The following is a 23,747-nucleotide window of genomic DNA, read 5'->3' as shown; positions in this document are numbered from 1 at the left end:
ACCTCTGGAGGTGTCCTGTGAGTATCAGCGTTATTGGTGGTGCGCTGTTGGTTCTGCTGCTGTTGGGCTACCTGGTTTATGCCCTGTTCAACGCGGAGGATTTCTGATGGCAGCTTCAGCCTTTTTACTGATCGCCAGCTTCCTGCTGGTGCTTCTGCTGCTGGCCCGGCCTTTGGGCAGCTTTTTGGCACGCCTGATCGAAGGCGAACCGCTGCCCGCTCTGCGCCAGGTGGAAGCCACCGTCTGGCGCTGCTGTGGCAATGACACCGCCGAGATGAACTGGTGGCAATACGCGCTGGCGATCCTGTGGTTCAACCTGCTTGGCCTGGCACTGCTGTTCGCACTGCTGATGGGCCAGGGCTCGCTGCCGCTTAACCCGCAGGGTTTCCCTGGGTTGTCGTGGGATCTGGCGTTCAATACCGCCGTCAGCTTTGTCACCAATACCAACTGGCAGGCTTACAGCGGCGAAAGCGCCCTCAGTTACCTCAGCCAGATGGCCGGGCTGGCAGTGCAAAACTTTTTGTCCGCCGCCACCGGCATCGCAGTGGCCTTTGCGCTGATCCGTGCTTTCACTCGCCGTTCCAGCGCCACCATAGGTAACGCCTGGATCGACATTTTCCGCGTGACGCTGTACGTACTGCTGCCGATTTCACTGCTGATCGCGCTGTTCTTCGTCAGCCAAGGCACGCTGCAAAACTTCCTGCCTTATCTGCACACCACTACGCTGGAAGGCGCGCAGCAGACTCTGCCGATGGGGCCGGTAGCCTCGCAGGAAGCGATCAAGATGCTCGGCACCAACGGCGGCGGCTTCTTTGGCGCCAACTCTGCGCATCCGTTCGAGAACCCGACCGTCCTGACCAACTTTGTACAGATGCTGGCGATCTTCCTGATCCCGTGCGCACTGTGCTTTGCCTTCGGTCAGGTTGCCGGTGAGAACCGTCAGGGGCACGCACTGATCTGGGCGATGGCGCTGATCTTCGTGGTGGCGGTGGTCGTGGTGATGTTCGCCGAACTGGCCGGTAACCCGCATCTGAGCGCGCTGGGCGCCGACAGCAACATCAATATGGAAGGTAAGGAGTCTCGCTTTGGCATTCTCGCCACCAGCCTGTTCTCGGTGGTGACCACCGCAGCCTCCTGCGGTGCGGTCAATGCGATGCATGACTCCTTCACCGCGTTGGGCGGCATGGTGCCGATGTGGTTGATGCAGATTGGCGAGGTGGTGTTCGGCGGCGTTGGCTCCGGCCTGTACGGCATGCTGCTGTTCGTGCTGCTGACGGTGTTTATCGCCGGGCTGATGATCGGCCGCACGCCGGAGTACCTGGGCAAAAAGATCGACGTCTATGACATGAAAATGACCGCGCTGGCGATCCTGGTCACGCCGACCCTGGTGTTGCTGGGCACGGCGCTGGCCATCGCCACCGACGCAGGCCGTGCCGGTATCCTTAACCCAGGCGCGCATGGCTTCAGCGAAGTGCTGTATGCCTTGTCTTCCGCCGCCAACAACAACGGCAGCGCCTTTGCCGGCTTGGGCGTCAACACGCCGTTCTACAACCTGCTGCTGGCATGCGCCATGTTCGTCGGCCGCTTCGGGGTCATCTTGCCGGTGCTGGCCATTGCCGGTTCGCTGTGCGCGAAAAAACGTCAGCCTGCGGGCAACGGCACCCTGCCAACCTACGGGCCGCTGTTTATCGGCCTGCTGATCGGCACCGTGCTGCTGGTGGGCGCATTAACCTTCGTACCGGCGTTGGCGCTGGGACCGGTGGCCGAGCACCTGCAGCTCTGGTTGGCAAACTAACAGACGTCATAGAGAGAGAATAAAGAAATGACTCGCAAACAACGCGCACTGTTTGAACCGGCATTGGTCCGTACCGCGCTGATCGATGCGGTGAAAAAATTGGATCCGCGCACCCAATGGCGTAACCCGGTGATGTTCGTGGTGTATATCGGCAGCATTTTGACTACCGTCATCTGGCTGGCGATCCTGGCCAAACAAACCGATGGCAGCGCCGCCTTTACCGGCAGTATCGCCCTGTGGCTGTGGTTCACCGTGCTGTTCGCCAACGTTGCCGAAGCGCTGGCCGAGGGGCGCAGCAAGGCGCAGGCAGAAAGCCTGAGGGGCACCAAGAAAACCAGTTGGGCGAAGAAATTGGCCGCGCCGCGCCGTGACGGTGCCACCGAGAAAGTGTCAGCCGAGAGCCTGCGCAAGGGCGACGTGGTGCTGGTGGAAGCCGGCGATACCATCCCTTGCGACGGTGAGGTGCTGGAAGGCGGCGCGTCAGTAGATGAAAGCGCCATTACCGGTGAGTCTGCGCCGGTGATACGCGAATCCGGCGGCGACTTCTCGTCAGTGACCGGCGGCACCCGCGTACTGTCCGACTGGCTGGTGGTACAGTGCAGCGTCAACCCCGGCGAAACCTTCCTCGATCGGATGATCGCTATGGTGGAAGGCGCCAAGCGGCGTAAAACTCCGAACGAGGTGGCGCTGACCATTCTGCTGGTGGCGCTGACCATCGTGTTCGTGCTGGCGACCGCTACGCTGTTCCCGTTCTCGCAATACAGCGTGGATGCCGCCAAGGGCGGGTCAGTCGTCAGCATCACCGTGCTGGTGGCGCTGCTGGTCTGCCTGATCCCAACGACTATCGGTGGCCTGCTGTCTGCCATCGGCGTGGCGGGGATGAGCCGGATGCTGGGTGCCAACGTGATCGCCACCAGCGGCCGTGCGGTAGAAGCGGCTGGCGACGTTGACGTGCTGCTGCTGGACAAAACCGGCACCATCACGCTGGGTAACCGTCAGGCCTCCGAGTTTCTGCCTGCACCTGGCGTGAAGGAACAGGATCTGGCCGATGCGGCGCAGTTGTCCTCACTGGCCGATGAAACGCCGGAAGGCCGCAGCATTGTGGTGCTGGCCAAGCAGCGCTTTAACCTGCGCGAACGCGACCTGCAGGCACTGAACGCCACTTTCGTGCCCTTCTCCGCCCAGACGCGCATGAGCGGCGTCAACGTGCAGGACCGCATGATCCGCAAAGGAGCAGTGGATGCCATTCGCCGCCATGTGGAATCCAATCAGGGCCACTTCCCGCAGGCGGTGGACGATCTGGTGGCTAGCGTAGCGCGCACCGGCGGTACGCCGCTGGTGGTGGCCGAAGGGCCGCGGGTGTTGGGCGTGGTAGCGCTGAAAGATATCGTCAAGGGCGGCATTAAAGAGCGTTTCGCCGAGCTGCGTAAAATGGGCATCAAAACGGTGATGATCACCGGCGATAACCCCTTGACCGCAGCGGCGATCGCCGCCGAAGCCGGCGTGGATGACTTCCTGTCGGAAGCCACGCCGGAAGCCAAACTGGCGCTGATCCGTCAGTACCAGGCGGAAGGTCGGCTGGTGGCGATGACCGGCGACGGCACCAACGATGCCCCGGCACTGGCGCAGGCCGACGTGGCGGTAGCGATGAACTCGGGCACCCAGGCCGCCAAAGAGGCGGGCAACATGGTCGATCTGGACTCCAACCCGACCAAGCTGATTGAAGTGGTGCATATCGGTAAACAGATGCTGATGACGCGCGGTTCTCTGACCACCTTCAGTATCGCCAACGACGTGGCGAAGTATTTCGCCATTATCCCGGCGGCGTTCGCGGCAACCTATCCGCAGTTGAACGCGCTGAATGTAATGCACCTGCACTCCCCCGCTTCCGCCATTATGTCGGCGGTCATTTTCAACGCCCTGGTGATCGTGTTCCTGATCCCGCTGGCGCTGAAAGGGGTGAGCTATAAGCCCATGAGCGCCGCAGCGCTGCTGCGCCGCAACCTGTGGATGTACGGTGTGGGTGGCCTACTGGTGCCCTTTGTCGGCATCAAGCTGATCGATCTGGTCCTGGTCGCCTTGCATATCGCCGGTTAAGAATTAAGAGGAAATGAACATGTCTTATTTACGTCCTTCGCTGGTGATGCTGATTCTGCTGACGTTGATTACCGGCATTGCCTATCCGCTGCTGACCACCGGGCTGTCGCAGTTGCTGTTTTCCGGCGAGGCCAACGGCTCGCTGTTGTATCAGGGCGACAAGGTAGTGGGGTCGGCACTGATCGGCCAAAACTTTACCAAACCGGAGTATTTCTGGGGTCGCCCTTCAGCCACCGGTGATTCCGCCTATAATGGCATGGCGTCCGCCGGCAGCAATCTGGCCGCCACCAACCCGGCACTGGATAAAGCCATCGCCGAACGTGCGGCGCAGTTGCGTCAGGCCAATCCGGCGGCGAAAGGCCCGATCCCGGTCGATCTGCTGACCGCCTCCGGCAGTGGGCTGGATCCGCAGATTTCCATCGCTGCCGCGCAATATCAACTGGCCAGGGTTGCCGCAGCGCGCCAACTGCCGCAGGAGCAGATTGCCAAGCTGATTAACGAAAACACCGATCAGGCAACCCCCAACTTTATGGGCGAATCGGTGGTTAACGTGCTGAAACTGAACCTGGCGCTCGACGCATTGCGGTAATACGCCGCATTCAGCATAGTGAGAGGGTTCGGCGTGCCGAACCCAGAGGTTGATGACAAAGTTGCCTTTGAGCCCAAGATACTCGGGCCTAGCGCACCGAGGGGCGCTCCGGCGGCAAGCCGCTACGACCCCTTCGGCACGCTCTCCCTAATAATGGGCTTTGTCAGCAGTCTGAGGGTTCGGCGTGCCGAACCCATTTTTGCTTTGTTACGCAAGGAATTGTAATGGTCGAAGAAGAACAGCAGCGCCCCGATCCTGACAGCCTGCTGGCGGTAGCCAATGAAAAACCGCGCGGCCGGCTGAAGGTGTTCTTCGGCGCCTGCGCCGGAGTGGGCAAAACTTACGCCATGCTGCAAGAAGCACAGCGCCTGCGCGGCCAGGGGCTGGACGTGCTGGTCGGCGTAGTCGAAACCCACGGACGCTCCGAAACCGCTGCGCTGCTGACCGGCCTGGACGTGCTGGCGAAAAAACGCATCCAGTATCGCGGCCGGCTGGTACAGGAGTTTGATCTCGATGCCGCGCTGGCGCGCCATCCTGCGCTGGTGCTGATGGACGAACTGGCGCACAGCAATGCCCAAGGCTCGCGTCACCCGAAACGCTGGCAGGATGTAGAAGAGTTGCTGGACGCCGGTATCGACGTGCTCACCACCGTGAACGTGCAGCATCTGGAGAGCCTGAACGACGTGGTCGGCGGCGTAACCGGCGTGCGGGTACGCGAGACCGTGCCCGATCACGTCTTCGACGAAGCGACCGAAGTGGTGCTGGTCGATCTGCCGCCGGACGATCTGCGCCAACGGCTAAATGAAGGCAAGGTGTATATCCCCGGCCAGGCCGAACGCGCCATCGAGCACTTCTTCCGCAAAGGCAACCTGATCGCCCTGCGCGAGCTGGCTCTGCGCCGCACCGCCGATCGGGTCGATGATCAAATGCGCGCCTTTCGCGATACCCAGGGCCGAGAAAAAGTGTGGCACACCCGCGACAGCATTTTGCTGTGCGTCGGCCACAACAGCGGCAACGAAAAGCTGGTGCGCATCGCCGCCCGGCTGGCGGCTCGTCTGGGCTGCCACTGGCATGCGGTGTATGTGGAAACGCCGAAGCTGCACCGGCTGCCGGAAAACCAACGCAGGGCGATCCTGCGGGCATTGCGTCTGGCACAGGAGCTAGGTGCCGAAACCGCCACCCTGTCCGACCCTTCCGAAGAACGTGCGGTGCTGCGCTACGCCCGCGAGCATAACCTGGGCAAAATCATTATCGGCCGGCGTGGCGAGCAGCGTTGGAAACTGCGCGGCAGCTTTGCCGATCGTCTTGGCCGCTTGGGGCCGGATCTCGATTTGGTGATCGTCGCACTGGAAAACGACAGCTTCGCGCAGCCCGGTAAAGAGCATGACGGTCGTAATTTTTCCGAGAAATGGCGCATGCAATTGCGCGGCTGCGCCGTCGCCGTGGCGCTGTGCGCCCTGATCACCCTGCTCTCCCAGTGGCTGTTGCCGGGATTTGACCAAGCTAACCTGGTGATGGTGTATCTGCTCGGCGTGGCGATCGTCGCGCTGTTCTTCGGCCGCTGGCCGTCGGTGCTGGCCGCGGTAATCAACGTCGCCAGTTTTGATCTGTTTTTCGTCCAGCCCGAATGGTCGTTTGCCGTCAGCGATATGCAGTATCTGCTGACCTTCGGCGTCATGTTGATCGTCGGCATCACCATCGGCAACCTGACCGCCGGGGTACGCTATCAGGCTCGCGTCGCCCGCTACCGCGAACAGCGGGCCCGCCACCTGTATGAGATTTCACGCGGCCTGAGCCAGGCGCTGACCCCCGAAGATATCGCCAAAACCAGCCGCCATTTCCTCTCCAGCAGCTTCCAGGCAAAAACCGTGCTGCTGTTGCCACAAGAGGACGGCAAGCTGCACCAGATGGTCGGCGAGGCCGGTGGCTTGTTGTCGGTAGATGAAGCCATTGCCCGCTGGAGCTTTGACAAGGGGATGCCGGCCGGCGCCGGCACCGATACACTGCCTGGCGTGCCTTATCAACTGCTGCCGTTAACCGCCTCGAAGCAGACCTTCGGCCTGTTGGCTATCGAACCCGGTAACCTGCGCCAGTTGATGGTACCTGAGCAACAGCGGCTGCTGCAGACCTTTGCGGTGCTGATCGCCAGCGCGCTGGAGCGACTGCACCTGGCGCGCAGCGCCGAGGAAGCCAAGCTGGACGCCGAGCGTGAACAGCTGCGCAACTCTCTGCTGGCAGCGCTGTCCCACGATTTGCGCACCCCGCTGACGGTGCTGTTCGGCCAGGCGGAAATTTTGACGCTCGATCTGGCGGCCGAAGGCTCCAGTCACGCACCGCAGGCCAGCCAGATCCGCCAGCAGGTACTGAGCACCACCCGGCTGGTGAATAACCTGCTGGATATGGCGCGCATTCAGTCCGGCGGCTTTAACCTGCGTAAAGAGTGGCAATCGCTGGAAGAGATCGTCGGCGCATCGCTGCATATGCTGGAGCCGCTGCTGACCCAACACCAGATCAAGGTCGAGTTGCCGCCTGAGCTGGTGCTGGTCAATTGCGACGGCAGCCTGTTGGAACGCGTCTTCACTAACCTGTTGGAAAACGCCAATAAATACGCCGGCATCGATGCTATTATCGGCATTCGCGCCCATACTCTGCCGGAGTGGCTGGAAGTCGAAGTCTGGGACAATGGCCCCGGCATTCCCGAAGGGAAAAAACAGCTGATTTTCGATAAATTCGCCCGCGGCAATAAAGAGTCGGCAATCCCCGGCGTGGGGTTGGGGTTAGCGATTTGCCGTGCCATTATTGAAGTGCACGGCGGCCGCATCTGGGCGGAAAACGGCGCCAACGGCGGTGCCAGTTTCCGTTTTGTTCTTCCGCTGGAGAAACCGCCCGAAATTGACGGCGAATCCTTTGATCTGTAATCAACCCCAGGGAGCACTGTGAGCAGCACGCCAACCAACATTCTGATTGTCGAAGATGAAAAAGAGATCCGGCGTTTCGTGCGCATCGCATTGGAAAGCGAAGGTCTGCGGGTGTTTGAAAGCGAGACGCTACAGCGCGGACTGATTGAAGCCGGCACGCGTAAACCGGATCTGATTATTCTCGATTTAGGGTTGCCGGACGGCGACGGGTTGAGCTATATCCGCGATCTGCGGCAGTGGAGCGCCATTCCGGTGATCGTCCTCTCGGCGCGCAATGCCGAAGAGGACAAAATCGCCGCACTGGACGCCGGAGCGGACGATTATCTCAGCAAGCCCTTTGGCATCGGCGAATTGCTGGCACGGGTGCGGGTTGCCTTGCGCCGCCACTCCGGCAGCCAACAAGAAAGCCCGCTGGTCAGTTTTTCCGAAATCACCGTTGATCTGATCAACCGCCGGGTGCTGCGCAATGGCGAAGATCTGCACCTGACGCCAATAGAGTTTCGACTACTGGCCGAATTGCTGGCCAACTCCGGCAAAGTGATCACCCAACGTCAGTTACTGAGCCACGTCTGGGGGCCGAACTACGTCGAACACAGCCACTATCTGCGCATTTATATGGGGCACCTGCGGCAAAAGCTAGAGGCAGACCCGGCGCGGCCGAAACACCTGCTGACCGAGACCGGCGTCGGGTACCGGTTTATGCCTTAAGATTGACGGGTGCCGCATGCGGCCCCCTACTGTTGTGGGCCCTTCTTCAACCCCACCATAAACTCCTTGAACGCCTCGCGCAGCGGTGCGAACACCGGATGCTTGCGGTTCTCGATCATCACCTCCGAAAACAGCTTTAGGCCGACGGCGAAGGCCGCACTTTTATCTTCGCCAAAATTCAGATCTTCACGCGATTTGATTCGCTCGACGATGCCGAGAATATCGTCGTGATTTTCCACTTCAAAACTCAACGGCGCTTTATCGACCGGATCGCCTTTGCGATCGTTAAGGGCTTCAACGGTGATACGGAAACGGTGGCCTGGCATCAGTCGTTCTCCTGCGTTGTCGTGTTAATGTTCATTTCACTTTCGATCGCCGTTACTGCAGTGAGCAACGCCTGATTGATACGTTCAACCTGCTGCGGCGAGAGATCGGCGCGCATTACGTTGCCGCGCAGCAAACTGCGCAGGCGGTTCATGGCTTCTGAGATACCTTCCGCCAGGTTACCGTGATGATGATGGCTGCGGCCGGCCCCGGCCAAACGGGCAAGAATAAGATCGACGGCGGCCTGATGCTTTTGCAGTTCACTCTGGCCCAGCGCGGTGATTTGGTAGCTTTTGCGGCCGTTACCGGTAGTTATCGGCTCGAGGAAGTCCTGCTCTTCCAACAGCGTCAAGGTCGGATAAATAACGCCTGGACTTGGCACGTACAAACCGGAGGAAGCCTCGTCGATCGCCTTGATCAGCTCATAGCCGTGGCTCGGCTTGCGTGCCACCAGCGCCAGCAGCACCAACCGCAAATCGCCATGTTCAAACATGCGGTGACGCCCACCACGGCCGCCGCGCCCACCGCGTCCGTGTTCTTCGCCATGCTCGCCGCCAAAATGGTGGCGCCCGCCACGACGACGATGTTCGTGCCCTTCTTCGCCGTCATGGTGGCAACCGTGCCGGCGGTGTAAACCTAATCGATGGAACATAGGGTTTTACCTCTCAATGAATAGTCAGTTGACGAGGTGATTTAGATATATCTAACTCACTTCGATATATCTAATCTAGATCGATATATCGAAATGCGCAAAGGATCTTTGTAAATAGATATATCTAAATTGCAGGCATAAAAAAAGCGCTGTAAAAACAGCGCTTTTTATCAGGCAGAAAAGAGATTATTTGGCGGAAGCCAGCACTTCGCTGACGATCTCTACCGCTTCATGCTCGATCTTTTCGCGGTGCTCGGCACCCAGGAAGCTTTCACAGTAGATTTTGTAGGCTTCTTCGGTACCTGAAGGACGCGCTGCAAACCAGCCGTTGTCGGTCATCACTTTCAGGCCGCCGATGGAGGCACCGTTGCCCGGAGCCGCCGTCAGACGAGCGGTGATCGGGTCACCCGCTAACGTGTTGGCCTTGACCATTTCCGGCGACAGCTTGGCCAATGCAGCTTTCTGCGCATGGGTAGCCGGTGCCTGAATGCGGTTATAGCTCGGTGCGCCGAAACGCTTGGCCAGGTCCTCGTAATGATTCTGCGGGTTTTCGCCAGTCACTGCGGTGATTTCCGCCGCCAGCAGGCACATGATGATGCCGTCTTTGTCGGTCGACCACGGGGTGCCATTGAAACGCAGGAACGAAGCCCCGGCGCTCTCTTCACCGCCAAAGCCGAAGCTGCCGTCGAACAGACCGTCAACAAACCATTTGAAACCTACCGGCACTTCCACCAGTTTACGGCCCAGATCGGCCACTACGCGGTCAATCATCGCGCTGGAAACCAGCGTTTTACCTACGGCCACATCCGCGCCCCACTGCGGGCGATGCTGGAACAGGTAGTTGATGGCAACGGCCAGATAGTGGTTCGGGTTCATCAGGCCTTTAGGCGTCACGATGCCGTGGCGATCGTAGTCCGGGTCATTGGCGAACGCCAAATCGAACTTGTCGCGCAACGCCAACAGGCCGGCCATCGCAGATTCCGACGAGCAGTCCATGCGGATAATGCCGTCGTGGTCCAGGTGCATAAAGCGGAAGGTCTGATCGATAGAGTCGTTGACCAGCGTCAGATCCAGCTTGTAGTGCTCGGCAATGCGCTGCCAGTAGGCAATGCCGGAGCCGCCCAGCGGATCAACGCCCAGCTTCAGGCCGGCACGCTGAATGGCGGGCATGTCAACCACGTCTACCAGCCCTTCCACATAAGGTTGTACCAAATCCTGCGCGTGCAGATGACCGCTGTTCCAGGCTTTGTCCAGCGACTGGCGCTGAACGCCTTTCAGCTGTTGCGCCAGCAGCTCGTTGGCGCGCTTTTCAATCACCGAGGTCAGGTTGGTGTCGGCCGGGCCGCCGTTGGTCGGGTTATACTTGATGCCGCCGTCTTCAGGCGGGTTGTGCGAAGGGGTAATGACGATGCCGTCGGCTTGCGCCCCGCCGTTGCGGTTGTGGCACAAAATGGCATGGGATACCGCAGGAGTTGGCGTAAAGCCGTTATTTTCCTGCACGATCACATCTACGCCGTTGGCGGTCAGGACTTCCAGCACAGAAATAAAGGCCGGCTCCGACAGCGCGTGGGTGTCTTTACCGACGTAGCAAGGGCCGGTAACCCCTTGCTGGCGACGCACTTCGGCAATCGCCTGGGCGATAGCGAGGATATGGGCTTCATTGAAGCTGTGGCGCAGAGCGCTGCCACGATGCCCTGAAGTACCGAACTTCACCGCGTGTGCGGCGTTGCCCGCTTCCGGCTGCAGTACATAGTACTGCGACGTCAGCTGGGCCACGTTGATCAAATCGCTTTGCTGAGCCGGCTGCCCGGCACGTGGGTTATTCGCCATCGACATATCTCCCTAATCCCTGTCCGGCAACCGGGCAATATGTCGCTCACGGCCACCATGACGGGCTGTTCGCTAAATTAGATAGTGCCGCAAACTTTATCTGTCAGTTCCGCAGGGAACTGCATAGCCTGCATGATGTGTTCAACCATGCTGCGTTTACGACCGGTGTTGGTATTGGTGATCACCCAGTAAGGCGTACCCGGAACGTGCTTTGGCTTGGTATGCGTTCCGTTCGCCAGCAGGGTTTGTTGATCGCCGGCAAAATAGGTGCGGGTACGGCCATGCAAAGCATCGGTAGCTGCGGCAAAGCCCGCCGCATCGAGGGTATACAGGGTCGAAAGAACCAGCATGAAACGATTCACAGCTCTGCTCTGCTCGGCATATTCGTCCGACAGCAGCAGCTCGCGTACCGCGCGCACACGATCGCGAGGACGCTGCGCGGCGACGACTTTTTCCTGCTCGGCGCTCTGAGCACTGGCGGCAGGCACGGCACGCAATGGCTGGCCTGCGGTAAATTTCAACATACGGCGCAAAATATCGGACGCGCTCTCACCAATATGTTGCGTGTGGCTGGCAATATAACGGTAAAGCTCTTCGTCGACTTCAATAGTTTTCATCTTTATCCAGTACTGTTTTTTTCTACTTAGAACCTGAAGCCAGATCCTGCATTCAAGCCATGGGATTATAAGGTTAAAAGCGCAAGGGCGAACACAACTATGTGCCTGCGGGCGGAAAAAGCAGACTAATACCTATAGCCGGCGCTGCCAAGCCCGAAACGAGAAAAATCCGGGTTATACCCTATGGATTTCAAGTTTCCGCTAACCACGCTGCTGCCTGAAAGGCGACGGGTATATTCGTCGTGTGTTTTAATCATGATACCCTAATCTGAATCTCTCTCAGTATGAACTTCGCCATGAAATTACATTATCAACTGCTGGCCACCGACTCCGCCGCCCTGCCGGTCGTGCTGATCCACGGGCTGTTCGGCAATCTGGACAATCTTGGCGTGCTGGCGCGCGATCTGAATCAACAGCACAGCGTGATTAAAGTCGATCTGCGTAACCACGGCCTTTCGCCGCGTTCTGCGGTAATGACCTATCCGGAAATGGCGCAGGACCTGCTGGCGCTGCTCGATGAGTTGCAGTTGGAGAAGGCGATTGTGATCGGCCACTCCATGGGCGGCAAAGCGGCAATGGCGCTGACGGCGATCGCCCCAGAACGGGTTGAAAAGCTCATTGTTATCGATGTGGCGCCGGTGGATTACCGCACGCGTCGCCATGACGAGATTTTCGCCGCCTTAAAAGCGGTGAGTGCGGCCGGTATCACCCAACGCCAGCAGGCCGCGGAGTTGATGCGCAGCTACCTGCAAGAAGAAGGCGTGATCCAGTTCCTGTTGAAGTCTTTTCATCAGGGCGAGTGGCGCTTTAATCTGCCGGCACTGATCGACCAATACGAAAACGTCACCGGCTGGCAGGACGTCCCCGCATGGCCGCACCCGACGCTGTTTATCCGCGGCGGCCTGTCGCCCTATGTGCAGGACAGCTACCGTGAAGATATCGCGCGTCAGTTCCCGCAGGCGCGAGCGCATGTGGTTGCCGGCACTGGCCACTGGGTTCACGCGGAAAAACCGGAGGCGGTACTGCGCGCCATTCACCGTTTTCTCGACGAAGCCTGAATAAAAACCACCCTCTGGCGAAAAAACGCGCTAAAGATAACGGCTTAGCGCGTTTTCGGCTCAGTTAAACATTGTCGTTGCTCTATCTGCTGGGGTAATATGGCGCGCTATAATTTTGCCGCCCTGCTCAGCGTGTTCAGTAACGTCAGGCTGGGGGTAAATTTGGGTTAGGGTTTATTGGCCCGAAGTGTGTTAACCGAACCGTCCGGAAGCGTATACGCTTTTTGATGCAAACTCCCTTGCAGTACCGCTACCTATGGCAAAAGAACAAACGGATCGCACGACGCTGGATCTGTTCGCAGATGAACGCCGTCCGGGGCGCCCGAAAACCAACCCGCTATCCCGAGATGAACAGCTTAGAATCAATAAGCGTAATCAGCTTCGACGCGATAAAGTCCGTGGCTTACGGCGTGTGGAACTGAAAATCAACGCGGATGCGGTGGACGCCCTGAACAAACTGGCGGAACAGCGTAATATCAGCCGCAGCGAGCTTATTGAGCAAATGCTGCTGGCACAACTGGCGGATGAACAGCCGGAACATTGATCTTTGCAGCCGCACATGCGGCGCGGTGTTATGGATGACACCGATCAACACCGTTTTATTCCTCCCGGCATCGCATAAACGCGATAAAACCCCGGGGTAAATCTCTGGCATGATACGCACTTACCGGTAAGAGGCAGATTCTTGCCATGTCATCATTTTAATCGGTGTTATCGCGTTCAACGCTAACATCGTGCAATGCAATTAATTGAATTTAAAGGTTATACGCGATATGGCTAATGTAGGCATTTTCTTTGGCAGCGACACTGGCAATACCGAAAACATTGCCAAGATGGTCCAGAAAATTCTTCAGCAGCAGTTTGGCAAAGAGGTGTCGGAAATCCGCGACATCGCCAAAAGCAGCAAAGAGGATCTGGAAGCTTTCGACATCCTGCTGTTGGGTATTCCTACCTGGTACTACGGCGAAGCCCAGTGCGATTGGGATGACTTCTTCCCGACGTTGGAAGAAATCGATTTCAACGGCAAGCTGGTTGCGCTGTTCGGCTGTGGCGACCAGGAAGACTATGCGGAATATTTCTGTGATGCAATGGGCACCATCCGCGACATCATTGAGCCACGCGGCGCCGCGATTGTCGGCCACTGGCCGACCAAGGGTTACCATTTCGAAGCATCGAAAGGTTTGGCGGATGACAATTTCTTCATCGGCCTGGCGATTGACGAAGATCGTCAACCGGAATTGACCAACGATCGCGTCGCGGCCTGGGTGAAGCAGATCAGCGAAGAACTGAGCCTGGCCGATATCGTCGGCTAACCCTCAAAGGTTGAACAAAAGCCCTGCAAAGTGCATAGTGTTGCCAGCAGGGCCGTTCATCGGCAGCACGGATTTCTGCAATAGAAGCTACATGTTTGTAACTTCCCACATCGTCAAGGTAGACTGAGATATCGGTTTATCCCATCCATCAAGACGTTGCGTGTGTAACATGCAATTGTGCCATGATATCTTTGTTAACAACCGGCGGTTTCCATTTAGGGCAACCGGTTCTATAATGACACGCAATTAACTCTTTGTGCCGACCGATGCCACAGGCAAGAATGCCTCAACTTGATTAGCATAGTAACAGGACTGAATCCGCATGACTGACAACAACACCGCATTGAAGAAGGCCGGCCTAAAAGTCACGCTTCCGCGACTCAAAATCCTGGAAGTACTGCAAAATCCGGAATGCCATCACGTCAGTGCGGAAGATTTGTACAAAAAACTGATCGACATGGGCGAAGAAATTGGCCTGGCGACGGTTTACCGCGTACTGAACCAGTTTGATGATGCCGGGATTGTGACCCGTCACAACTTCGAAGGCGGCAAGTCCGTGTTCGAATTGACCCAACAGCATCACCACGATCACCTGATTTGCCTGGACTGCGGCAAAGTGATCGAATTCAGCGATGAGTCTATCGAAGTGCGTCAGCGTGATATCGCCAAGCAGCATGGCATCAAGCTCACCAACCACAGCCTCTACCTGTATGGTCACTGTGAAATCGGTGATTGCCGCGAAAACGACACCCTGCACGACAAAAAATAATGCCCTCAACCGGCATTGAGAACCGCCTTAACGGCGGTTTTTTTATGCCTCCAGGTGAGAGCAAAAAAATCCCCGGACAGGCCCGGGGAAAATCACATCTGAAAGACAACAATTGCAGCGGCACTTCTCCACGGTACTTCTCTCACTTCCCACTTACGCTCACGTCACCGTCAACTCACCCGCCGACACGCGGATGGGTAAACTCGTCACAATGCATATTCAAGAAACAGCAGCCGATCGAAGAAAATCGGCCAGGCATAGTCGAAAACGCCGCGAACGCGGAACCCTTGGTTCAGGTAGATTTGGCAGGCATCGCTGCGTTGCCATACGCACAGCACGATATGTGTCGCCCGGCGCTGCTGCGCCTGCTGCTTAATCAGGGCAAACATTGGGTTAAAATAGCCCTGTCCGCGGAATCGGCTCTCGATGGCCAGGCTACAGACAAAGTAATCGTCCGCACCGCACTGGCTGTGCACAAAATCGTCGTAGGCCTCATCAAGCGGCTTCATTTCATCGCGATATAGATAGCTCGCCTTAACGCCATATAACTCGTCGAGACTCGCCGCAGTGAAAAAACCGATAAATGCCCCGCACCGATCGTAAGCCAGGGTAATCAGGTCCAGATAGGGGTCGATATTTTGCGCCTGCTGCAGCGACACCAGATCCATCCCGGCCGGGTTGCCGGCAGAGCAGTATTCCAGGTAGCTGGTGGCAAAAAGCAGTTTCGCCATGCGGATCCTGTCCGCTTCGCCAGCTTGCCGCCCCGGCAGAAAATGTAACCCACCCTGCGCTAGCGGCAATGCCGCATCGCCCGTTCCGACGGTTAACCGCCAGTAATTGCCTTCGTCGATCTGCCGCCGGTTATCCGCTATCAAATACTCGCCAAAAAGCTGGTTCACCCGATCCAGCGCGCGGTCATGGGACAGCACCGAATAGTAATGATAGTGATCGATATCAGACCTTATCTGCGCCGGGTAGGCCATGCGCGGCACTTCATCGACGGTAAATATTTCCGCATAGCGGGCCAGATCCGTCGGTTGCTCAAGCTGCCAATCCACCAGCTCCAGCCGGCTTATACACTGCCGATAGCTGCGCAGTTCCTCCTCCCCGAGCGGCAACGTCTCATTGGTGAGCACATCCTCCAACAGGCGCATGCCGCGGATACCACAGGTCACCGCCTGTGGAACAGCGTCATAATGAACCCCATGATCCTTGCAAAAACTATCGTGGCTGAGGACAGTCCTGCCGATGTGGCGGCACCACAACAGATAAAACGCGTCGAACAGCCTTCTTTCATAAAGGGGGCTTTTATCTGGCACGTCACCGGTTTGCGCCGCATAGATCTGATCCAGGCCCGCCAATATTTTGCACAACGACCTATCACCGCTGCGACCAATGATCATGCCGGTTTCATCCAAAAACAAATTCAACCCGCTGACGTGGCTGACTTCGCCATCGGGCAGGAGCTGAAGGTAATCCGGCACTTCCGGCTTCAGCAGGAAAAACGTCGCCGAACGGTGCGGAAGGGTGTCGATATCCATATACATTCCGCCCATTTCAATCAGGATCAAAAAGCGAAAGTAGTCAGAAAGCGTGGCGTAATAGCGCTTATCATGGAGCGCGTGGATAAAATCCAGGTTACCGCCGACCCTTTTTTGCGCCAACTCGCTCAGCGAATGCACCTGCAACCGGTGGTTGCCGGCATCGAACTCCCCCAGCAGACCGCCTTTCACTTCCGAAGCTGGGGAAAAGTACGCCTCGTTTTTGAGTTGCCGCGCATCCCATACCCACAACATCCCGACCCATTCGTCGGCGGTTGTGCTGCAAACAGCCTGCTGCGCATCTCCCCATTGGGAGATAACCTCTCTGGCATCGTCGGGAATCGCACCGCCCAGCCAAATGCGGTGCAGCAATTTTTCCTGCGCGGCCAACGGATGAGTAGGAACGCAGAATAACGAGGAGCACTGCGCGGCATCGAATAAATGCCCTTGCTCAGCCAGCCACGCCCGCAGTTGGCTGACCCCTCGCTGGTACTGTTCCAGCAACGCCGGGGAACGCTGGCGCTGAAATTTCACGAACGCTAACTTCAGGTTATTAATCCAGGCCTCATAGTTGGCACGAAACAGGTGATGCTGCATGAATCTCAAATGCTCGTCATCAAGCTTCATCGTCAGCCTCCCACCAGCGGTGTGCAATGGCCGTATCCCTGTGGATTTTTGCTCTGCCAATGCCAGGCGTCGCGAACCATTTTTTCCAGGCTTCTTTTGGCTTTCCAGCCTAATTTTTCCGCCGCCAGCGTCGGGTCAGACCAGCACTCGGCAATATCTCCTGCACGGCGCGGATTAATTTGATAGGCGATTTTAAATCCGCAGGCGCGTTCAAATGCCTGGATAATCTCCAGCACCGAATAGCCTTTGCCGGTGCCCAGGTTATACACGTTAAAACCCGGCCGCAGATTATCCAGCGCTTTCAAATGCCCTTCGGCCAGATCCATAACGTGAATATAATCACGCACCCCGGTGCCATCGCTGGTGGGATAGTCGTTGCCATACACCGGCAACACCGCAAGTTTGCCAATAGCCACCTGTGCCAGATAAGCCAGAAGATTATTGGGAATGCCTGCGGGATCTTCACCGATCAAACCAGACTCGTGCGCCCCGGCCGGGTTAAAATAACGTAGCGCGGTGATCGCCATCTGCGGTGCGGTTCTGGCAAACTCCGCCAAAATCTGCTCCACAATAAACTTGGAGGTGCCATAAGGATTCGTCGTCTGCCCGACGCGGCAACTCTCCGTCAGCGGGGTATATTCCGCCGGCCCGTAAACGGTGGCGGAAGAGCTGAAAATAAATTTCCGAACACCGGCATGGCGCATTCTGTCCAGCACGATCAGCGAGCCGGAAATGTTATTTTGATAATATTTCAGCGGCTCTTCGGTGGACTCTCGAACCGACTTCAACCCGGCGAGATGAATAACCGCATGAATATCATGCTGGCGAAAGAGGTGATCCAGTAAATGATGTTCTTGAATATCCCCTTGATAGAAAATCACTTTTTTACCGGTCAGCCTCTCCACCCGAAACAGCGATTCTGGTGAACTGTTGGACAAATTGTCCAACACGACAACGTCCTCCCCCCTTTCCAACAGCGCCAACACCGTATGCGAACCGATATAACCGGCACCGCCCGTCACTAATATAGCCATCATGTATCCTTGTTTGTGTTTAAAAATAAACGACTCACTCAGAAACCACTAAACTTCCCGGACTTTCCCCCCCACGGGCAAAGCAATTAAAAGCAGTACTACGGCTAACAAATAAACGGAGAAATGCGGCCCATATTCGGTCAGAAACCCTTGTAATATTCCGGCCAGGATCACGCCGGTTGAAATACTGTTGGTAAACAACGTGGTGGCCATTCCCGCCCGATCCGGCATCAGATCCTGAAAATACAGCATGCCGACGGTGGCGATAATGCCGATAAATATCGCGTTAAACACCTGTAAAGCCAGCAACCCGCCGGCCGAGGTAAACCACAACATGCCGGCGTAAAACACGATGCCGGCCACCATGGCTCCCGCCATCATCGGGCGTTTGCCTATTGTGTTCACATAACGCCCGGCCAGAATCATGATCGGGATCTCGACTGCGGCGGCAACCCCCATGATCCAACCGGTCAGGCTATGCGGCAGCCCCAGCTCGGCTGTGATATACAGCGGCACGTCGATCAAATACATGGCGCTGCAGGTCCACATCAATACCGAGGCGCAAAACAGCAGGCCAACGTCTTTATCGAAGGCCCCTTTTTGCCGCAACGGCGGATCAATTCCGACGCTGCTCTCTTCGGCTCGCACCACCCCGGGCAATATCCGCCAGGCCAGCAACGTGACCAACAGGAATATCCCAGCGGCAAACAAAAACATGGCCGTAAAGCCGTAATTCACCACCAGCATAAAAGCCAATGGCGGACCAAAGACCCAGGCAAGCGAAAGCTGGGCGCGCATCATTGCGCTGAACATCGCCACGTTATGCGACGTTTTCTCTCCATACTCACGCGCAAGGGCAAATAATTGCGGTATCGCCGTATTGGCGATGGAGGTTAACAACACGCCCGCCGTAATTAACGTCAAATAATTGCGATTAAACGCAAACAGCAGGCAGTTGCCCGCCGCCAATAAATAACAGATTAAAATCAGATTGCGCCGATCACGCCGGCGATCTGATTTTTTTGCCAGCAAGAAACTGACAACAATGCCCGTACCGGCGTTAACCGCGTAAAAAAGCCCGACCCATAACGACGTGACCTGCACTTCAGTGGTAAGAAACAGGCTCAGCGTCGGTATTTGCAGTGCGCCGGCAATACCGGAGCAAAAAGCGACCACCAGAAACGTCAGCCGTATCGAATTCATGATTGATTACCGCCGAACGTTACCGTTGAAAAAATGGCCCACCTGCAATCAGACGGGCCACGGTTAAGCCTTACACTTTCTCTGCGCGGCTATAACGCTTGCCATCCGGGCTTACCGCCCGGATCTGCACTTCGCCGGCTACCGCAGGTTTGGCTGTGGCGTCATAACGCTGCCAATGTTTGCCGCCATCGATGGAATACTCAATGCCCAGGCCCGGCAGCGAGATATTGGCTTCGAGCTTGCCGCCCACCACGCGGGCGCCCGGCACCGGCAAGCGATAGCTCACCCCGCCCTTGTCCAGCTTCGCCAACTCGCGCTGCCCCAGGATATTGGCAAAGCGCAGCCAGTCCTGATCCAGTTTCTTGCCGTCGACAAAGTGAGTTTCCCCGCCTTTATACTCACGCCCCGCCTTGTAATCCTGTTCCCAGCCGGCGCGGTGCCATGCGCGTTCGGCCACAGACAGTGAGCGTGGGAAGATCATGTATTCCATTTGCGGATCGGTGCGTTGGGTTTCACTCCACATCTGCGCTGAGATGCCGTAAGCCCCCGGCCACGGCTTGTCGCTCTTGGCGGTAAAATGGTTGCCGTCGCGGTCAACCGAGGTTTCGGCGTTCTGCGGCAGGTTATTCGGCGCGAAGCTGAACATTTTCCGTTCGTCGCTGAAGCGAGTCCCCCAGTAGTAGCCGCGCTCGTCCGGGTTCACCTCATACGGGAAGTCCATGTAGACGTAATCCGGGTTGGAAAGGATAACTTCGTAACCTTTGTTCGCCCAATCGTTCGCGCTATCAAAACCGCCCCAATACAGGGTATCCCAGAAGTTCACCCCAACGCGTTGGGTAGCGAATGCCTTGGCGTCTTTCGCATCTTTCAGGCCATCCTGCCAGGCCTGCATTCTGTCAATGCCGTGCGCCTTCACCCGTTGACTGACTTCCAGCCCGAAGTAGCTTGGCAGGTGCTCCATATCGGCCACTTTGCCTTCTTTAATCATCGCTTGGCACACCTGAGATTTCGCCCAAGGTTTGTCTTCCTTGCTCTGATCGATGATGCCTTTGCCCGCCTCCGGCTTGGTCTGATTGGTATAGCCCGCGCCCAGACGAATATTTTTCGCCTCATCGCCGCCAAAGTGCCAGGTGCGCAGCGGCTGCCCGGCCTCTTTGTGCATCTGGGCAATCTCGCCAATCACCTTGTCGACAAAGCGCTTGGATGAGTCCAGGCACGGATTCAGGTAACTTTGACGGTTGAAGTACTGCACCGAGGTGGTATTTGAGGTATCGGTCGGATCCACCAGACGGAACTCGTCAGCCTCTTTCTCTTTCCCTGCGGCATGCAGCTTTTTGTAACGCGCCTCCATCGAAACCACCGCCGCACGGGCATGCGCCGGCATATCGATTTCCGGGATCACTTCAATCTGGCGCGCCTGGGCATATTTGATAATGTCGATGTAATCCTGGCGCGAGAAGAACCCGCCGTACACGTCAGGCCCCTGACCGTATTGCGGCAGCAGGCAGGTGGTTTCGCTCAGGTCATGACAACGTTGGCCCCCTACGCCGGTCAACTCCGGCAGGCCAGGGATCTCAATGCGCCAGCCTTCGTCATCGCTCAGGTGGAAGTGGAATTTATTGAGTTTGTAAGCCGCCATCTGATCGAGCAAACGCAGCACCGCATCCTTCTGGTGGAAGTTGCGCGCTACGTCGAGGAAAATGCCGCGATACTGGAAGCGCGGTGCATCTTTAGCGTCCAGCGTGGCAATATTGGCGCTGCCGTCTGTCGGGACAAGCGACAAAATAGACTGCAGGCCATAGAACACCCCGACCTGATCGAAGCCGATGACCCGCGCTTCCTTATTGCCAATCTTCAGCTCATAAGCGCCCGGCACCGCCAGCTCACCTTTAAATTTACCCGGCTGGATATCGGTTTTTATTGGGTAGCCGCCCGCATTATTGGTCACCCCCAGCAGCGCAAAGCGTTCAGCAGCCGCGTCGGCAGCAGGCTTGCTCAACGCGCTCAGTTCAAGCGCCACGCCTTTGCTCAGATCCACATCCTGCGGGTGCACTTTCACTTCCAGCGGCGTCGGCACGATTTGGCCACGCAGCGACGCTGCCGGTAAGGTTTTCAGTTCGGCGTTTTTAGTGAAACGAGAGGCCGGCGTCATCAGGATATTGTTGTCATCCTTGGTGCGCTTCCACTGGTCGCCGGTAAAAGGCGCGACGAACTGATTCAGATCTTCGGTATCGGTATTAACCAGAATTTTTGGCTTGGCATCACCGGAGGTCGCGTACCAGCGCGGCACGAAGTCGGTTTTAAACAGCTGCCAGTATTCCGCAATAATCGGAATGTCCACCGTTTTACCGGCTGGGAACCCGGTAAATTTATCGGTCGGCTCCAGTTTGTACAGATCCCCGGTCAAATGAGAGACAGTAAACTGGTCGTTATCCACTCTCATGGTCTGGCGAGCACTGTGAAAATAAATCGCCCAGTCTTGGCCTTTAATGTCCTGATTATCGTTGGTCAGGCTGATCACGACTTTATTGCAGGCCGCCCAGTCGGCGCCCAGCTTGCCACAATCCAGGCCGCTGTCGGCCGCACGGTTGTCCACCATCTTTAAATTCAGTTTTAACTGGCTCAGTTGATCCACCAGCTGTTGATCGGCCATTGCGTTCCCCACGCCGCCAAACAATCCAACGGTCGCCGTCAGGGCAGCAAGCGCGTTCAATTTAAATTTGTTCATCGTTAACATCATCCTTAATTAATTGTTATTTTGGCGGATCTCTTTCCAAATCTTGCCGCATTTGGCGTCGTAGGCCTGGCCGTTACCGCTGTGGGCTGCCTGAATGCAGCTTTGATAATCCATCACGCGCACCGTTTCCTGTGCGGCAAACTGTTGGTGCTGCTTTTCTTGCCGCAGCACGTTCAGTACCGCCTGGCACGACTGCAGTTTTTCCGGCGAACCTTCCGCAGTGTTAATGCAGGCGCTGTACGCCTGTTTCAATTTGGTATCTTCCGGCGGTGCGGCGGGCTGCACACAGGCATTCAGCGTGACCACGGCGGCCAACGTCAGCATCATTTTTTTCATCGTTATATTCCCTTTTAAGCATCCCCGGCGTCACCGCCGGGGAAGGCATCAGAAGATGGTGAATGGCGCGATAACCATGAATTTGACGTCTTTCTCGTCCTGGAAGATGTTGCCGTAACCCCCGCCCCAGCTTGGGATATTGGTGTGGTTGTCGTATTGGGTGTAGTGCAGTTTCAGCAGCGTGCCTTTGGCGCGACCTTCCTGAACGGTGTACATGGCGTCCAGGCTCCAGGCGCTCTCTTTCAGGCGCTGGCTCTGATCGTAGATCGGGTTGGTGCTTGGTTTGGCATCCCAGGCATACACGTAAGAACCGCCCACCGCCATGCCCGGCAGGTTCCAGTTGCTCAGGTCGTACATCACCCCGGCATAAACCGCTTTTTCGCCGTTGGCGTTAAAATCGGAACGGTTATCCCACCACACGTCGAGGCGGCCGTTAGAAGAAGCGTAGGTTGGCGTCATGCGCTGCAGGAAGTAGCCCTGGTTGCCTTCGGCCTTGACCATGGTCCCTTCCAGCCGCCAGTTGAACTGGCCAGTGGTATAACCAAAGGTCAGCGCCTGCAGCCAGGCCAGGCCGTCGTAAATACTGTTCGGGTCGTTCTTGTCGTTAATGCGGTCTTCCGTGCCGTAGAACTGATAGCTGGTGGTCAGCGGGTTGCCTACCAGATCGAATTTATAAGACGCCTTGGTGAAGTACTGATTCACATAGCCCTGGGCTTGGCCGAATGCCGCCTCCAGCACCAAATCGTTTTTGAAGTCGTATTTGGCACCCAGCGAGTGCAGATAGGAGACACCGGTTTTTTTATCGTTCTGACGGAAGTCGTCCATCTCGATATGCCATGGCGCTTTATATTTATTGGTCCACATATAAGAGAAGCTCAACTCACCGGCATCGCCGTAGTCAAACTTGGCACCGGCCTCTGCACCCTGATAGGTACCTGGCATAAAGCTCCAATGCGGCGCCAACAGAGTTTGGCCACTTGGCTGGATATAACCGCCACGTGCCCAGACGGGGCCATATTTGAATTTACCGGCGGCTTTATACAGGCTGATGCCGCCTTTGTCGCCGGAGTAGTCTTCATCGTAGGTACGGTTTTTGGAAGAGAACGCGATTTCATTCGGGTGGCCGCTGGCGCTGGATTCAGCCAGCTCGATGGCGGTAAAGGCGCCGACGTCCAGGCCGAACATATCCCAGGCATAGCCCGAAGCGAAATCCAGGCTCAGGTTAGCCGTCGAGTGCGACAGGTTGGTGGTGTATTTATTGTAATCATCACTGGTCGGATTGAGATCTTTACGGTCGCGCTCACGTTGCCAGTAATAAATGCCGCCGGTCAGCGTGGAATCATCGACAAACCCTGCGGCTTTCGCCTCAGGGGCCATGGCAAACCCTGTTCCCAACAACGCACCCGCTATAGCGAGCGCCAGCGTTTTACGCTGAGCACCGTGCGTACCCATAATGAAATTCCTCTTTGACTTAACTTTAAAAGTTGCAGCCGCCCGTGTTCACCACTGCCCTGCACGACTGCCAATAAAAACCCAATCGGGTAAAAAAATATTGCGGCAGGGTGAAATCCCCGCAGCACTTATTGCTACAGACAGACT

The 23,747-nt window shown here is 56.9% G+C and carries 20 protein-coding genes; 10 read left to right on the top strand and 10 right to left on the bottom strand.

Features of this window, described 5'->3' with window-relative positions; genetic code table 11:
- The first annotated feature begins 17 nt into the window (after positions 1–17).
- From SERAS12_RS06195 to kdpE, 6 genes are all read left to right on the top strand, one after another.
- Positions 18–107, top strand: coding sequence for a K(+)-transporting ATPase subunit F (locus SERAS12_RS06195; protein ID WP_004949718.1), 90 nt, complete (start codon positions 18–20; stop codon positions 105–107).
- Positions 107–1,795: a potassium-transporting ATPase subunit KdpA gene (gene kdpA / locus SERAS12_RS06190; RefSeq protein WP_013811909.1), complete on the top strand. Its 1,689-nt coding sequence runs from the start codon at positions 107–109 to the stop codon at positions 1,793–1,795. The genes SERAS12_RS06195 and kdpA overlap by 1 nt, the downstream gene beginning before the upstream one ends.
- A 27-nt stretch (positions 1,796–1,822) precedes the next feature.
- Complete coding sequence (gene kdpB, locus SERAS12_RS06185; RefSeq protein ID WP_013811908.1) at positions 1,823–3,892, top strand: potassium-transporting ATPase subunit KdpB; 2,070 nt, start codon at positions 1,823–1,825, stop codon at positions 3,890–3,892.
- A gap of 19 nt (positions 3,893–3,911) precedes the next feature.
- A complete protein-coding gene (gene kdpC, locus SERAS12_RS06180) occupies positions 3,912–4,481 on the top strand; it encodes a potassium-transporting ATPase subunit KdpC (RefSeq protein WP_013811907.1) in 570 nt (189 codons plus the stop codon).
- Between the two features lie 224 nt (positions 4,482–4,705).
- Positions 4,706–7,399 carry a two-component system sensor histidine kinase KdpD gene (gene kdpD, locus SERAS12_RS06175; RefSeq protein ID WP_013811906.1) on the top strand — a complete coding sequence of 898 codons (2,694 nt, stop codon included), beginning with the start codon at positions 4,706–4,708 and terminating at the stop codon, positions 7,397–7,399.
- Between the two features lie 18 nt (positions 7,400–7,417).
- Positions 7,418–8,107 carry a two-component system response regulator KdpE gene (kdpE, locus tag SERAS12_RS06170; RefSeq protein ID WP_004949708.1) on the top strand — a complete coding sequence of 230 codons (690 nt, stop codon included), beginning with the start codon at positions 7,418–7,420 and terminating at the stop codon, positions 8,105–8,107.
- Positions 8,108–8,133: 26 nt separating this feature from the next.
- Here kdpE and SERAS12_RS06165 read toward each other — a convergent pair whose 3' ends face one another.
- The 4 genes from SERAS12_RS06165 to seqA all read right to left on the bottom strand — a co-directional run bounded on the left by SERAS12_RS06165 (position 8,134) and on the right by seqA (position 11,530).
- Entirely contained in the window at positions 8,134–8,433 is a 300-nt protein-coding gene (locus tag SERAS12_RS06165; protein WP_013811905.1) for a DUF3861 domain-containing protein, read from the bottom strand.
- A complete protein-coding gene (locus tag SERAS12_RS06160; RefSeq protein WP_004949702.1) occupies positions 8,433–9,083 on the bottom strand; it encodes a PadR family transcriptional regulator in 651 nt (216 codons plus the stop codon). Before SERAS12_RS06160 ends, SERAS12_RS06165 begins: the two co-directional genes overlap by 1 nt.
- A gap of 186 nt (positions 9,084–9,269) precedes the next feature.
- Entirely contained in the window at positions 9,270–10,913 is a 1,644-nt protein-coding gene (pgm, locus tag SERAS12_RS06155; RefSeq protein ID WP_006319960.1) for a phosphoglucomutase (alpha-D-glucose-1,6-bisphosphate-dependent), read from the bottom strand.
- A gap of 77 nt (positions 10,914–10,990) precedes the next feature.
- Complete coding sequence (gene seqA, locus SERAS12_RS06150) at positions 10,991–11,530, bottom strand: replication initiation negative regulator SeqA (RefSeq protein WP_013811904.1); 540 nt, start codon at positions 11,528–11,530, stop codon at positions 10,991–10,993.
- Positions 11,531–11,814: 284 nt separating this feature from the next.
- Between seqA and ybfF the strand changes: the two genes are divergently transcribed.
- The 4 genes from ybfF (at position 11,815) to fur (ending at position 14,670) form a co-directional block, all read left to right on the top strand.
- A complete protein-coding gene (gene ybfF / locus SERAS12_RS06145; RefSeq protein ID WP_013811902.1) occupies positions 11,815–12,588 on the top strand; it encodes an esterase in 774 nt (257 codons plus the stop codon).
- Positions 12,589–12,844: 256 nt separating this feature from the next.
- Complete coding sequence (gene ybfE, locus SERAS12_RS06140) at positions 12,845–13,132, top strand: LexA regulated protein (RefSeq protein ID WP_004949692.1); 288 nt, start codon at positions 12,845–12,847, stop codon at positions 13,130–13,132.
- A 229-nt stretch (positions 13,133–13,361) separates the two neighbouring features.
- Positions 13,362–13,901: a flavodoxin FldA gene (fldA, locus tag SERAS12_RS06135; protein WP_013811901.1), complete on the top strand. Its 540-nt coding sequence runs from the start codon at positions 13,362–13,364 to the stop codon at positions 13,899–13,901.
- Between the two features lie 322 nt (positions 13,902–14,223).
- Positions 14,224–14,670: a ferric iron uptake transcriptional regulator gene (gene fur / locus SERAS12_RS06130; protein ID WP_013811900.1), complete on the top strand. Its 447-nt coding sequence runs from the start codon at positions 14,224–14,226 to the stop codon at positions 14,668–14,670.
- Positions 14,671–14,876: 206 nt separating this feature from the next.
- On the opposite strand, the gene SERAS12_RS06125 is transcribed toward fur, so the two are convergent.
- The 6 genes from SERAS12_RS06125 to SERAS12_RS06100 all read right to left on the bottom strand — a co-directional run bounded on the left by SERAS12_RS06125 (position 14,877) and on the right by SERAS12_RS06100 (position 23,600).
- On the bottom strand, positions 14,877–16,838 hold the full coding sequence (locus SERAS12_RS06125) for a glycosyltransferase (RefSeq protein ID WP_013811899.1): 1,962 nt from the start codon (positions 16,836–16,838) through the stop codon (positions 14,877–14,879).
- A 2-nt stretch (positions 16,839–16,840) separates the two neighbouring features.
- On the bottom strand, positions 16,841–17,872 hold the full coding sequence (gene galE / locus SERAS12_RS06120) for a UDP-glucose 4-epimerase GalE (protein WP_013811898.1): 1,032 nt from the start codon (positions 17,870–17,872) through the stop codon (positions 16,841–16,843).
- A 48-nt stretch (positions 17,873–17,920) separates the two neighbouring features.
- The gene (locus SERAS12_RS06115; protein ID WP_013811897.1) at positions 17,921–19,075 is read right to left on the bottom strand and encodes an MFS transporter; all 1,155 of its coding nucleotides are present in this window, start codon (positions 19,073–19,075) and stop codon (positions 17,921–17,923) included.
- Positions 19,076–19,145: 70 nt separating this feature from the next.
- Positions 19,146–21,803: a beta-N-acetylhexosaminidase gene (locus SERAS12_RS06110; RefSeq protein ID WP_013811896.1), complete on the bottom strand. Its 2,658-nt coding sequence runs from the start codon at positions 21,801–21,803 to the stop codon at positions 19,146–19,148.
- Positions 21,804–21,821: 18 nt separating this feature from the next.
- Positions 21,822–22,148, bottom strand: a complete 327-nt coding sequence (chiQ, locus tag SERAS12_RS06105; RefSeq protein WP_013811895.1) for a ChiQ/YbfN family lipoprotein — start codon at positions 22,146–22,148, stop codon at positions 21,822–21,824.
- A 48-nt stretch (positions 22,149–22,196) separates the two neighbouring features.
- The gene (locus SERAS12_RS06100; RefSeq protein WP_013811894.1) at positions 22,197–23,600 is read right to left on the bottom strand and encodes an OprD family outer membrane porin; all 1,404 of its coding nucleotides are present in this window, start codon (positions 23,598–23,600) and stop codon (positions 22,197–22,199) included.
- Positions 23,601–23,747: the final 147 nt, after the last annotated feature.

The organism is Serratia sp. AS12, assembly GCF_000214195.1.
In the GTDB taxonomy this organism is placed as follows: domain Bacteria; phylum Pseudomonadota; class Gammaproteobacteria; order Enterobacterales; family Enterobacteriaceae; genus Serratia; species Serratia plymuthica.
This window is presented reverse-complemented; position numbering and strand designations above follow the sequence as displayed.